General features: G+C 52.7%; 14 protein-coding genes. 3 read left to right on the top strand and 11 right to left on the bottom strand.

The window, feature by feature from the left end; genetic code table 11:
* Nucleotides 1–50: 50 nt before the first annotated feature.
* From VGA14_RS05880 to VGA14_RS05855, 6 genes are all read right to left on the bottom strand, one after another.
* Complete coding sequence (locus tag VGA14_RS05880) at nt 51–896, bottom strand: hypothetical protein (protein WP_331002822.1); 846 nt, start codon at nt 894–896, stop codon at nt 51–53.
* A gap of 63 nt (nt 897–959) precedes the next feature.
* Entirely contained in the window at nt 960–1,463 is a 504-nt protein-coding gene (locus VGA14_RS05875) for a hypothetical protein (protein WP_331002821.1), read from the bottom strand.
* Nucleotides 1,464–1,613: 150 nt separating this feature from the next.
* A complete protein-coding gene (locus VGA14_RS05870) occupies nt 1,614–2,105 on the bottom strand; it encodes a hypothetical protein (RefSeq protein ID WP_331002820.1) in 492 nt (163 codons plus the stop codon).
* 8 nt (nt 2,106–2,113) lie between these two features.
* On the bottom strand, nt 2,114–2,626 hold the full coding sequence (locus tag VGA14_RS05865) for a winged helix-turn-helix transcriptional regulator (RefSeq protein WP_331002819.1): 513 nt from the start codon (nt 2,624–2,626) through the stop codon (nt 2,114–2,116).
* Nucleotides 2,626–3,027, bottom strand: coding sequence for a hypothetical protein (locus VGA14_RS05860; RefSeq protein WP_331002818.1), 402 nt, complete (start codon nt 3,025–3,027; stop codon nt 2,626–2,628). The genes VGA14_RS05865 and VGA14_RS05860 overlap by 1 nt, the downstream gene beginning before the upstream one ends.
* Before the next feature lie 143 nt (nt 3,028–3,170).
* A complete protein-coding gene (locus tag VGA14_RS05855) occupies nt 3,171–6,050 on the bottom strand; it encodes a virginiamycin B lyase family protein (protein WP_331002817.1) in 2,880 nt (959 codons plus the stop codon).
* 103 nt (nt 6,051–6,153) lie between these two features.
* Here VGA14_RS05855 and VGA14_RS05850 point away from each other — a divergent pair, with 103 nt between their 5' ends.
* A complete protein-coding gene (locus VGA14_RS05850; RefSeq protein ID WP_331002816.1) occupies nt 6,154–6,834 on the top strand; it encodes a hypothetical protein in 681 nt (226 codons plus the stop codon).
* Here the strand turns inward: VGA14_RS05850 and VGA14_RS05845 are convergent.
* The 4 genes from VGA14_RS05845 to VGA14_RS05830 form a co-directional block, all read right to left on the bottom strand.
* On the bottom strand, nt 6,831–7,355 hold the full coding sequence (locus VGA14_RS05845; RefSeq protein WP_331002815.1) for a hypothetical protein: 525 nt from the start codon (nt 7,353–7,355) through the stop codon (nt 6,831–6,833). The two genes, VGA14_RS05850 and VGA14_RS05845, sit on opposite strands and share 4 nt — an antisense overlap.
* Before the next feature lie 5 nt (nt 7,356–7,360).
* Nucleotides 7,361–7,765: a hypothetical protein gene (locus tag VGA14_RS05840; RefSeq protein WP_331002814.1), complete on the bottom strand. Its 405-nt coding sequence runs from the start codon at nt 7,763–7,765 to the stop codon at nt 7,361–7,363.
* A 100-nt stretch (nt 7,766–7,865) separates the two neighbouring features.
* Complete coding sequence (locus VGA14_RS05835; RefSeq protein ID WP_331002813.1) at nt 7,866–8,675, bottom strand: plastocyanin/azurin family copper-binding protein; 810 nt, start codon at nt 8,673–8,675, stop codon at nt 7,866–7,868.
* Between the two features lie 272 nt (nt 8,676–8,947).
* Nucleotides 8,948–9,499: a DDE-type integrase/transposase/recombinase gene (locus tag VGA14_RS05830; RefSeq protein WP_331002812.1), complete on the bottom strand. Its 552-nt coding sequence runs from the start codon at nt 9,497–9,499 to the stop codon at nt 8,948–8,950.
* A 177-nt stretch (nt 9,500–9,676) separates the two neighbouring features.
* Here VGA14_RS05830 and VGA14_RS05825 point away from each other — a divergent pair, with 177 nt between their 5' ends.
* Together VGA14_RS05825 and VGA14_RS05820 are read left to right on the top strand one after the other, a co-directional pair.
* Entirely contained in the window at nt 9,677–11,542 is a 1,866-nt protein-coding gene (locus VGA14_RS05825; protein WP_331002811.1) for a fibronectin type III domain-containing protein, read from the top strand.
* A gap of 262 nt (nt 11,543–11,804) precedes the next feature.
* On the top strand, nt 11,805–12,716 hold the full coding sequence (locus tag VGA14_RS05820) for a cobalamin-binding protein (RefSeq protein ID WP_331002810.1): 912 nt from the start codon (nt 11,805–11,807) through the stop codon (nt 12,714–12,716).
* Nucleotide 12,717: 1 nt separating this feature from the next.
* On the opposite strand, the gene rpsJ is transcribed toward VGA14_RS05820, so the two are convergent.
* Nucleotides 12,718–13,029, bottom strand: coding sequence for a 30S ribosomal protein S10 (gene rpsJ, locus VGA14_RS05815; RefSeq protein WP_292641456.1), 312 nt, complete (start codon nt 13,027–13,029; stop codon nt 12,718–12,720).
* Nucleotide 13,030 lies beyond the last annotated feature (1 nt).

Below are 13,030 nucleotides of genomic sequence, written 5' to 3'. Positions count from 1 at the left end.
ATACTCAAGATAAAGATTTGTCCCAAAAAAGTGGAGGGGAAGGTCTTCGGTTACCCTTTCGTGTGGTCGCCTTCCTCATCGGAGTGCTCGTCGGAATCCGCGTGTCCTGCGATTTCAAGCCCAAAGGCCTCTTTCAGTTTCTCGTGGACGTCCAAGTGCACTGCTACAGTCACGTCTTCAAGCGGATCTTCGGCGTAGACGGCTTCCCTCAGCTTGACCAAGCCCAACTGGGCTTCGTGGGCCATCTCGGACCCTTCGTCCGCCAAATGCTCCCTGAAGAAGGCATTCTTGGCCAAGGTCGCAAATGCCTTTGCAGCGACGTAGGCGTCACGGTCAACTATGCCGCTCTGTTCCATGCTATCCTCCATCATCTGGCCGTTCTCCATCACGTGTTCTCCAAGGCCGTAGGCCTGCTCGTACGAAGCAAGCGCGTTGTCAACAAGCCCTGCAACTATGAGCGCCTTGATGTGCGTATCCTCTATGTGGTCACTGTCTATCCTGACGCTGACTGCTTCGGCAAGGAGGCTGTTTATCTCGCGGAACTGGCCGACTATGACGCTCCTGTCCTCGCCGCTTTCTATCATGATCGCAAGGTCGTCCAGAGCAACCGGGATGTCGTCGGCTATCCTCTCGTTCCTTTCGGCTATCTCGTTGAGCATCTCGTCGTCGATGAACATATGCACATGGTCGATGTGCGCAAGCGCTGCATCAGGATTGGCAAGGTTCTTGCCCACCAGCATCAGGTGAACCTTGGTAGCCATGACATTTACAAGAAAATTGGCGCTCTCGTCTTCAGAGAAATTATGCGCAAACGCCCTCTGGCCTGCAGTAGCATAGGTCATCCCTACAATATCCATGCCAGCCAGCAATAGTGCCACCATACTAGTTGGCTTCATATGAGCAGACTTGACCTTCTCCTCTAATTAGTCTTTTAGTACACGCACCGAACTGTCCCGGCGTCAGATCATGTTTCTGGAGTGCAGGTACACGGCAATGCCGGCCGCTGCAACGGCGGCGGGCGCCACGTAATAGATCAAGAGCTCGTCAAGAGGCAGCCCCGGTGGAAATGCAGACACGGCAAAAGTTGCGGTAAGCGGCTGCTCCTGGTATTTCTCGTGCTCGGGTATTCGCGTCTCAAGGGTGATGGTGTAGTCGCCCGGTTCTGCAAAAATGAACTGCACTGTGATGTCGCTTATCTCGTACTGCCTGTACTGGTCTTGGAAGATCACCTCGCCGGTGGACTTTTCTTGCACTTTGACCGCCGCGTATATGTTGAAAAGGTTGGCGCCGTCCTCAAGCACGCTAAAGTTGAGCGTCGAGTTCGCTCCTATCACGGGGCTTGACGGGTAGGGCGCGAATATCACTTGGTAGCCGTCGATTTCCTGCATATCGCCAAAAAAGTGTGCATCTGTTGGCTTTGCTGCAAGCAAGAGCAGGACAAGCGCGGGAAGCAGGTACTGCAACACAGGATTATTTCGCCGTTGTCGATATTTCAACATTGGTACATTTGGCGAATGAACCACAACCACTAATATGCAAACGCGCGTTATTCAGAATGAAACGCCAAACCGGCGGATCGCCTTTTCATTACACGGTCGTGTGGGTTCTCCCCATCAACCGTGTCTGCGCCTTTTCAGTATGACTATTGCCCCCACTATTGCAGCCGCTGCGGCTCCTATGCCGGGCACGACGTAGTCAAACGGGCCGGGCACATTGAGGAAGAACGTAAAAGTGAGAACCTCGCCGCTGTAGGAATAGTCCCGGAGGTCGGCGTAGAGCACGTACCTGCCCGACTCTGCAAACGTATAGGTGTAATTGTAGTGGCCGGAAGGCACGACGAGCGGGCCGGCACGTTGCAGGGCCTGGCCGTCCTTTTCAATCCTGAGCTGGACCGGCACGTCGATCAAGTCGTCGCCGTTGACGCCGGCAATCCTGAGCATTATTTTCGCAGGCGCGCCCTGCTGCAGCGGGTCGGGCTCTGTCGCTATTTCAAAATCATAGTTTCCTATGCGCTGACGCGTGACTTGTCCCATCAGCGGGTCTGCAAAGGCCTGCTGGCAGGCAAGCAGTAGGGCGATTGCGACTATGATAAATGCCAGCCTCAATGTGCCAGCTACAACTCGTCCAGCATTTCAACGTAATTGTCGACGACCTTGTCAGCGTACGTCGACTTGTACTTGGACAGCACATCTGCGACAAGTTCGCGGTTTGCAAGGCTGTACAGTTGGTACTCGCCGTACCGGACCTGGACTACGCCGGCTTCCTTCAGCCGCTTCAGGTGCGACGAAACGGTGGAGGGCGCCTTGCCTGTGTGGTCCACAAGCTCGGCAAAAGTGCACGCGTCGTTTGCAAGCATGAACGAGATTATCTCTCGCACCGGCCCGTGCCTCACGAACCCCAATACACGCGACTCGCCCTCTGGAATGCTCACCGGGTAGTAGCGCGTTGCCCCTGACTGCCTGTCCACTTTAATCATGCTTAACTTTTCAAGCGCCGACAGGTGGTAAGTCAATACACCGTTTGCAAGTCCCGTCAGCCGCAAGAGTTCCCGGTAGCGTATGCCCGGCTCTTTTGCAATTTGCGCTAGGAGAAGGTCCGGTGTGAGGGTCAGCTCTACTGCTTCCATCACTTGTTCACCTTGAGCACTCCTATCCCGAACATGGTGAGCATGACAAGCGTAATGAGGTGAGAAACCTCTATGTCTATGCTGGGTATCCACAACGGCATCGGAATCGCTGCTGCCTGCAACAGGTAAAACACCTCCGCAACCCCGAGCGCCATGAAGCCGACGGTCATGAAAAGCGTCCTTGCGTCACCGGCCCTCCCGTACGCCGTCAGCGATATTATGCTCAAGAACGCAGCTATTGCGACTGCTGCCATGTGAAGAACGATGTGGTAGATCATCGAGGGGTGCGTGACGTGCGGCAGGGTCAGTGGTGCGATTATCCCAACCACTACCGCAGCAACGAGGCCGAAGAGCAGCGGCTTGCTCGCAGCCTGCTGGGCAGGCCTAGTACCCTTCTGCATCCACAAGTAATTTGGTAGTTTTTGGCTAATAAACAGAGTGGTACAAACCCAGAACTGAAGAATAAAGTGGTGTGGCGCATCGCAGAAGGAGCAGGCGGATGGACGAGAAGCAAACTTGGTTCTGACTGCAATCGTGGTGGCAGTTAGTCCAGCTTTGACGCGGCGCGCACGTTGCGCTTCAGGTCCGTCGCGCTCTTTGCGTAGAACAGGCCGGCAAGGACTATACCTGCGGCGATGCCTGGGCCGGCAAAGTCAGCAAGGGGCAGATCCATCTCTGCTTCCTGCTCTCCTTCTTGTTCGCCGGGTCCTGGCTGTTGCGTGGGTGGCTTTGCGGTCACCGTTATCTTGCCTATGGCTGCGCCGTACTGCTCCGCAAACCATATGTTGCGGTCGTCGTCTGACAGGATATATTGAATCCACGAGCCGGCGGTAGGTATCTTGACCTCCGTGCCCTGGCCGGTTCGCGGGTCAAGCACGGCTATCCTGTCTATCTCGTGCTGCGCATACCAGAGGTTGCCGAAACTGTCTTTGGCCATTCCAAATGGGAGCCCGCCTTCGTTTATCACCGGGTATTCTTTGAAGGTCTCAAAGAATGGGTTAAATGCGGTAATCGTATGGCTGCTGTGCTCGGATATGAAAAGAGTGGCGCTGTCTGGGTCCTGGAACACTACTGTCGGTACGTCCAGCTTGTTGCGCCCCGGTGGCGCGTATTCCTTTATCTCGCCGGTGGCAGGGTCAATCATCGCTATCTTGCTGCCGATTGATTCAGCAACCCACAAGTTGCCATTCCGGTCTATTGAAATCGCTACCGGCGCCGAGCCGGGCGTTGGTATATCTACCGCGGTGAACTCTTGTGTCGTAGGCGCGAACCTGAACACCTTGTTTGGCTGCACCACCGGCATCCACAGGTTCCCGTCGCTGTCTAGGGCAAGGCCGGAAATTAAACCCTTTTGTGGCAGCGGGAAATTCCTGTTTGTTTTCGTGTCAGGATCGTACTGACCAAGGAGCGTCAGGCTCGGATCGACGTACCATATCTTGTCGTCGCCGTCAAGCGCCGATATGGTGACAAGCGACACGTTCTGCAGACGGTGCATCGTGTAGTTTCCTGTTCCCATGTCAAGCTGCCAGATTCGTCCGGTCGCCGGCTGCGAGTCTCCTACCCAAATCGAATTGCGCTCCCTGTCAAGCACAGGGAACAGGGGCAGGCTTGGTGACGCAGGTATCTTGTATTCCGCAAGCTCAAAAGACAGGTCTGATATCGCCGGCCCTACGTCCAAGTCGAGGCTTGCGACTATGTTCGTGGATTCCGGCCTCACGCCCTCTACCACTACGTCCCAGGCGCCGGCTATGCCAAACGCCGCATCTGCCATGTACACGCCCTCTGAATTTTTCGTAGTTTCCACGGTGATAGGCCCTATCCCGCGTTCTACCTGCGTCAGCTTTATTGAGGCAGATTCTATCCCCGACGCAGGCTTGCCATCAAGCTCAAAGAAGGAGAGCGTGAACGAGTTCTGCCCCACTGCGAACGGCTTGACTTCAAGGTCCACGCGGCCGGCGGAAGTGTACAAAGCCTGCACGTACCCCCTGTCCACGGGTATTTGTGCAAACGCGTCCTGCGGATCCTGCCTTGCATATTGCGGGAACTCGCCTGCGGGGAGCGCCCCGTTGGCCATAAGAGAGACCATGAGCAATAGCGCTATTCCAACTCCGGCCTCGGCCTTGAGCGTCTTGCCAAACCTGCCAACGCCTGTGTGCTGTATTGACAGCCCCCCGGCCATCGCGGCTATTGCCCTTTTCTGTATCACCACCTGTGAGTAGGCGCCCATGCCCACCATCACGCCGGCAAGCGCGAGTTTGATGGCAAGTATCCTGCCGTAGGTGGATGCAAGCGTGAGCGAGAGGTTGCTCTCTATCATAAACAGCAAAAGCGGGCCGGTGATGACCGAAAGGCCAAGCACGGTCACGACGACTGTGGAAAAGCGCGGTATGAGTATCGATATAGCGGCCGGCCTCGCCCTTTCGTCTGACAGGGCAAGCAGCTTGGGCACCACGACAAAGCCCATGAGCACTATGCCGCCAATCCATATCCCTGCCGCCGCGTTGTGGAAAAAGTCCAGCAGGACTGCGGCTATCTGGCCGGTCGCCGCGCCGTGCGATATCAGGCTTGACGTGACTAGCACCGCAAGTGCCATGACTAGGATTGCAATCATCTCTGCCCGCGAAGGCATTGTGCCCTCCTTCGCCATCTTGCGCTGCACAGAAACCGCGATTATCATGAGTATGGACGACTCTATCATCCTAGTCGTCCAGACGCCGCCAAACTTGGTAGCGATTGCATCTCCTATGCCGGCGCCAATCTCGTACGCCTGCACCGATATCATTGCCGCGTTCGAGGCAAGGACGAGGCTGGTCCCGATTATGACGAGTTTTATCATGTTCTTGTCGATTTCAAGGCGCCTTGCCGCTATCGCGTTTGCAAGCCAGGAAACCCTTTCAAGCGGCCTCCACAGCCAAAGCGACCCGAAAGCCGCGCCCACCACGATTATCTGCCCCACCATGCCGGGGAACCTTGACGCCGACTCTTCCGGCGACAGTATGTCGGACTGCCCTCCCGACGGCCCGTTGGCGTCCGGTGTGGGCGCGACTCCGATGCCAAACGTGTAGGCGCTGTCGACCACGTGGCCGTCGACTGCCGACAAAACGCGTGTGGTGACCGTGTAGACACCCTCCGGTAGGTTTGGCTGCATCGAGACGCGCAGGGTTGTAGTGTCGCCGTCTGCGTGGGCAGGGTCGTTCCTGTCAACCCTTGTCCCGTCTGGCCCGAGCACGGCTATCTTGCTGTAGTCTATCTCTATTGCCTCGCTGAAGACGACGGTCACAGTCCCGGGTGTGGATGAGACTCTCGCAAAGGGCCTGGGGTCTGAGTCGACGAGTATCGGATGGGCAAAAGCCTGCTGCGCACCCGCGGCCAAAAGTGCGGCGACTGCGATTATCACCGGCGCGTACAGCCACGAGCGGCCCATGATAGAAATACGCGCCGGCGCATATTTGACTCTTGCTTGTTTTGTGGTACAAACCCCGAACAAGACTCAAAGATTATAAGCATTGCAAATCAAGTTTTCACGGATGAAAAAGGCAGCCGTCGCTTTGGCTTTTGCATTGCCGCTATTGCTTTTCGGCTTTTTGAAGCCCGCCTTCGCGCACAACAAAGCGGAGGTCGGCGACCTCGAGCTTGTGGGAGGGTGGGGCATAGAGCCGCCGCTTATTGGTCAGCTGAACACCATAGTCATACAAGTGACGACCATCTCAGACGATAAGCCAGTGACAAACGCGTTTGCGTCTGCCAGCGTAGTTGTGAAAAAGGGGGGCGTGCAGAAAGAGCTCGCGCTCAGGCCTGCCGAACAGGCCGGCTGGTACGAGGCTGAAATTATACCCACGCAACTGGGCCAGTACGCCGTAGCTTTTACTGGGAGCATAAACCAGCAGCAGGTCAACACTCAGATAGAGCTTGAAGACGTTGAAGACTCGAAGAAGCTAAACTTCCCTGAAGCTGGCAGCGATCCCGGGCAGGGCATCCCAGAGGGCTTTATCGAGCAGATGCGCGCCGTGCTGACCGACTTGACCGTCCAAATAGAGGACGCCAACAACTCTGCCCAAGACGCAAACGACGTTGCAAGGAACGCAGCCGAGTCTGCAAGCGAAACAAGGGGAGCTGCCGACAGGGCGTTCATGGTCGGCATTGTCGGAGTCGGTGTCGGCGTGGCAGGAATAGCCATCGCCGCAATTGCGCTGTCGCGCAAAGCCTAGAGCTTTTTAATCCTCGCAGTGGCTATCGTGCCTGCAGTCACCGCCGCAATCGCAAACAGCGCGCCTGCCGGGAACTCTGGCGTCACCTGTATCGAAAATACAGCGTTTTCATCTGTGGGGATGACAGTCGGACCATAGCCGGTTCCAAGTATCTGGAGCTCTACCGCGTAACCACCATTTTGTTCAAAGGTGTACGGAACCGTGATCGTTCCTTCCACATTATGAAGCAGTGGCTGATTGTACTGCTTTGCTGCACTAAAGATCTCCTGCTCGTTCTTCAGTATCTTGAAGTCATAATCTTGGTGCTGATGAATGTTATTTGTTCCGGGGTCAAGAAAGCTCACCTTGAATTGTACCTGATGCGAAGAGATCTGAATTGGCTCTAACCTAATGTCGAGCGAGCCCTTACTGGTAGTTTTTGTCATGCTATTATCGCCTTCCTGTGCATATGCAGAAAGAGGGATACCAACGACAAGGACTAGAGCGACTAATGACATGATTAGGAATTGCTTGCCCACCATTGCTATTATCTGGTTTGGAGCCTAAATAAATTATTCCTATTGAGACGAGTGACGAGAATTGCTACGGTCATAGCCACGACGATGAATGCAATCCTTCCATCTGGGATTTCAGGCGTGACCTGAACAGGGAATGAAGCGCCCTCGCCGAGGCCGTCGATGTTTTTCACGAGGATTGTGTACGACCCCGGCTCGCTAAACGTTACCCTTTGTGTGTTTGAGGCTTGACCTGCACTCGTAAAGAGTGGCGCGCCTCTTTGCTCGATTACAAAGTCGTAGACCACGTCCTCTACTTCCTTGCCCGTCTCTGGCTCTATGAAGTGCATCTCAAACGTGTTCTCCGTGCCAATGTCTGCAGGCGTCCATTCTATCTCGACTCTAAAAGTTCCCTGGTCGCTTGCCGTTGCAAGCATGATCTGCTCCTGCGCAAAGGCGGGTAGAGGGACAAGAAGCAAAAGCGCCGGTAGGATAGCTTTGAGCAATAATAAAAAGAAAAGAGGGCGGAAGGCTTCCCTAGAACCTTCCAAGGCCAAACGAGCTACCCCTGAAGCGGGCAAACCCGATTACAGCCACGAGCGAGACCGCAAACACAAGAGCCGCAATTACGCCAAACTCTGGTACCACAGTTGCACCCGTTATCTCGACTACCTCGCCACCTTCGGGCACCGTAAACTTGATGGTCGTGGAGGTTGCGGTAGAGCTGACCGTCTCAAACTGTATCGCGTTGTCGCCGGCGCTCACCGCATTGATCCCGTCGATCATGCTCTTCGGCAATGTCAGCTCGACCTCTCCGGGCCCTTCGAACTCTACCTCAACTGCTTCATTGGGGAATATGTCGGCAAACAAAACCTCGGTCTCGGCAGACTTTGCTGTTACCTGATAGGTGTTACCGTCAAGCTCTACTTCAGCCATGGTTTCAGTCGGCATGCCACCACCAGCGGCCACAATCACCTTACCCACCATGTCGGTATGCAGCGTACAGTAATATGGGAAATCGCCTGCTTCTGTAAATGTATGCTGGAATTTTCCGTTAGCAAATATAAGTGTTGGATTTCCTTCTTCATCGTATCCGAAGTCGTCCGTAGGGTCTGACGCAGTACCGGAGGATACAGTGTGTATAGTACCGTCCGTGTTTGTCCAGATTACCGTGTCGCCCACGTTGACATTTATCGGATAGGGTGAATAGGCATCAGCCGTTTTGTCTATCGCGTTCTTGGTGATCTCAGCATTTATTGTTGCTGCAAAAGCCGCCTGGGTTGGAAGAGTGAGAGCCAGTACCAACACAGCCGCCACGCTCGCAGCAAGAGCCACGCTTAACTTCATAGTTAAAATGCCCTCTCTTGAGATATTAAATTGTTTTGGCCCTCGAGATTATCACCATTACAACAAGAAGGCGGGTTAAGCGGAACACGTTTCAGGAGAAAGTTCAGATCCCGCCCCCACGTCCGTGTCTTGACCAGTCAGGAAACAGCTCGGAGGTATGGTGATTCTTTCATCAAACATTCATTACGATACTTTTGCAAAGCTTATTAGGTCAAATCTTGTCAAATCGACCATGAAATTGTTATTTTTGCAGTATCATAGGCCCTGTTAACTTAACCACCATCCATAGACAGGAACATCATGAACCGTCTCCTGTCCATACCCGTATGTACATACAGTATGAATAATTTCAACCAGTTCCACACATGCCGCCTGTCACAATCCTGTTTCCTGCATGGAAAATGGTCGTCAAAACATTCTGTCCTGTCCTTGATGTGCTGGATGAATCGTTCCATCATGTTCTTCAGTTCAGTACCATACACATAGTGTGGTAGCCTCAACCACCTGCACGCTTCATTGTACCATCTGGCACCATCCGTGTAGATGGGTTTCCTTCCGCCATACCTGTTCCTCAACTGTCTGAAGAACCGGTAGCATATGAAAAGGGTCCTTTCTCTCGATAGGTGCATCATTAGACATGCATTCAGATTAGGCTCGTAGGCAATCCATAGCCAGTAATCCTTACCATCTATCTGGAGCAGGGTCTCGTCAACAAATATCTCCCTAACCAGACGTTTATCCGTCTTGAACCTATCTGCACAATCTGAATATTTCTGGACCCATTTCCAGATGGATACGTGGCTTCTTTTAATTACCGATTCCAAGCACTTGGCTGCCAACCTGAGGCTCCTAGAGCTAAAATACAGGTACAGCCCATACCTGATTATAGCTGGGTTTGTTCTAGTTCTGTTCATGGGCAATGAAAAGCTAGGACGAGCCTAGCTATAGCTCTTGCCTTAAGTTAACAGAGCCTATCATAGCCTAGAAGGAATATACTTTGGTTGAAAAGGTATGATCATCATAGAAGGTTAATTAACTTCTCACACTTTATTGTGAGGATGCTCAGATACAGAAGGACGGCCGCGGAATTATTTGCAGTAGTGATAATGACAGCAATCATGCTCGCCGTCACAAGCGCCAGTGACATTTGGGCTCAGTCAGCCACACCACCTGGCGCGCCAACAAATCTGTCCGTGACAGCAGATGCGACATCAATAAGGTTGTCATGGACAGCCCCGGCATTCGATGGTGGTTCACCGATCATTGGATACAAAATAATGAGAGTTGGGTATTATTCTGATGGAAAGACCCCTGAAACTTGCCGAGCTCAAGGTCTGACCACATTCGTTCCAGATACGCGTTCTACATCAACTTCATTCGTCGATACACAAGTAGTGCCGCTCATTAAGCATGCGTATTTAGTATGTGCAATTAATGCAGCTGGAACTGGTTCTGCTTCTAATGTAGCTGGAACGACGTTTGAGTCACTGTTTGGAGTAACTCACGCTAATTATGTCGGTAATTTTGCTCCAGTCGACTTTGCTTTTGATAACGTCGGTAACATCTACGTTTCACTAATGACAGATGGAATTGCAAAGTTTGACCCTTCAGGCATGTTTCTGTCCATGTTTGGAGAGAACAAGCCCGGCGTTGGTGACGCATTTGTCGGCGGCGGAGGGGGCATCGCATTTGACAGCTCGGGTAATTTGTGGGCTACAGACCCCGGATGGAACCAGATTAAGAGGTTTGATTCGTCTGGAGCTTTCGCAGCAAAGTATGGTTCGTATGGTTCTGGAAATGGCCAGTTCAATAATCCAAGTGACATTGTGTTTGACAGCTCTGGTAATTTCTACGTGACAGACGCGGGCAACCACAGAGTTCAAAAGTTTGACTCCAATGGGTTGTTTGTGTCGAGCTTTGGAGGATTGCGCCCATCCGGGTCTCCCCTTTCTGATGATTATTTCATTAGTCCATTTAATATCTCAATCGACGGGGCTGACAATATCTACATTACAGCTTCTGGTAAGCTTCTAAAATTCAATTCTGATGGAATTTTTGTTTCAAGGATTCCCGCACCTAACTCTCAAGCTGCTAAAGAGTCATACTTAGTGGCGCCGTCTGCCGTCGCATTTGATAGCTCCGGAAACTTGTACGCGATTGACCAATCTGCTGGTGGCTACGTCATAAAGAAATTCACTACTAGCGGACTTCTTGAATCAAGATTTGGAAGTGAACCCGAAGACCTTCAGAAGTGCTTGATGGGTGCTATAGACTGTGAAACATTGTACTTCTATAGTCCAATTGCAATCGATAGTTCTGACAACATCTACGTGGTTAGAACCCAATCAACAATAACGGGAGGTGTGAGTTCAGGAGGCGATACTCGAATTCAAAAGTTTGCACCTGGCGAACTGCCCATACTTGCTTCTTCTCTACCTACTTCCCCGAGCCCACCAACATCTCAGCAAAGTTCAGCTACAGCAACAATTGACGGCAAGAGCTATTCAATCGCTGCTACTGGCGCGGCGAAGGTGACAGCGACCACAATCGATCCTAACAAATCCGTCACCTTGTCTCTGAGCAGTCCCGGTGAAGTCCAGCTTACTCTTCCAAAGAGCATGATAGACGGCATCTCGAGCGTAACGGCAGGTAGTGAAGAGTTGCCATTCACAGTAGTGGAATCGACTGCAACTGAAACAACCATCAAGTTCACCGTGCCGTCTGGTGTCAGCTCGGTGGAAATCAAAGGCGCAACTGTGGTACCAGAGTTTGGCGTAATTGCGGCTCTTGTGTTTGCGATCTCGCTCGTGGCTGTAATCGGGTTTGCCCGCTTCAGGGGTAGCTCGTTTGGCCTTGGAAGGTTCTAGGGAAGCCTTCCTTCCCCCTCATCTTTCCTTTTTTCTTCCACGATAATCCCGTGAAACATGGTTAGCAGAAATCAGTGCCAAGGTGAAACACGATGATTACTGTCCACCACGCGAAACAGACTTTTTGAAATTTGAAATTCTATTGCCACGGAAAAGCTGGATGATTCTGAAAGGGGCCATTCTTGAACTTTCAATATCTCTTCATAAAGCGATTATCTGCATGCCAGCGATAGTCTTTTTAACAATGTGAAAAGAACTGTACATGTTGCGCATAGTCTCATTCCTACCAAGCGCGACTGAAACGCTTTACGAACTTGGGGCTGCAAGTGAAATAGTTGGCGTTACGCACGAATGCAAGTACCCGCCTGCTGCAAGACGTAAGCCCCAGGTCATCAGACCATCATTTGACCCAAGTGCGATGACCGGCAGAGAGATAGACAGCAAGATTGTCGAGCTGGTTCACTCTGGCGCCGACATTTACGCCATCAACGACATGGCGCTGAGGAAAGCCAAACCGGACCTGATAATAGCACAGGGACTCTGCGAGGTGTGCTCTCCATTTACAAAGGAGATCGGTAGGGCCGTTAAGATACTGGGCGGCGCCCCAGATGTTCTTGTACTTGACCCCCATGACCTGGACGACATACTAGTGTCCATCATGGACGTGGCCGAAAAGGTGGGCAGGGTGAAGGAAGGTAGAAAGCTCGTCGCGTCGCTGCAAAGGCGCATAGACGCGGTCAGGGCCATGAAAGTAAAGCAGAGGCCAAAGGTGGCGTGTGTCGAGTGGGTGAACCCGCTTTTCACGGCCGGTCACTGGGTGCCCCAGATGGTCGAATATGCGGGTGGCACAAATGGCATGAGTGTCACAGGCGAGCAGTCGCGCCGGATGGACATTGGCGAGCTTGTCAGGTTTGACCCCGAGATCATGGTCATGATGCCCTGCGGGTTCGGCATAAAGCGTACGCTGAAAGAAATGAATGTACTTAAAGACAATGAAAAGTGGAACTCGCTTCGGGCTGTCAAGGGAGGAAAAGTCTACGCGGTGGAGGCCGGCTCGTACTTTAGCAAACCCGGACCCCGCACCGTTACGGGCCTTGAGATACTTGCAAAGATAATCCACCCAGAAGCGTCAAGGAAAATAAGTGTGCCCAAAGGGGCTTACAAAAAGTTGTGAATCACTGGGTCAGCGAGACTTCGATGTAGACGTCGTCAGGGATCTTCAGGCGCATTAGTTGTCGGATGGCCCTGTCATCCGCGCCCACGTCTATTACCCGGCGGTGTATGCGGAGCTCGTACTTGTCGTAAGTGTTGGTGCCCTGGCCACACGGCGACTTTCTCGTGACAACCTTCATCCTCTTTGTTGGGAGAGGATGCGGGCCGCGGATCTTGATGCCGCCCTTTTCACCGATGCCCTTTATCTCGGTGCACACGCTCTCAAGCGTGGAGAGGTTGGTGCTTGTGAGTTTGATTCTTGCTGCCTGTGGCATC

Origin of the sequence: Nitrososphaera sp. (genome assembly GCF_036397675.1) — an archaeon.
Lineage (GTDB): Archaea > Thermoproteota > Nitrososphaeria > Nitrososphaerales > Nitrososphaeraceae > Nitrososphaera.
The sequence above is the reverse complement of the archived record's forward strand: the minus strand, read 5'-3'. Positions and strand labels throughout refer to the sequence as shown.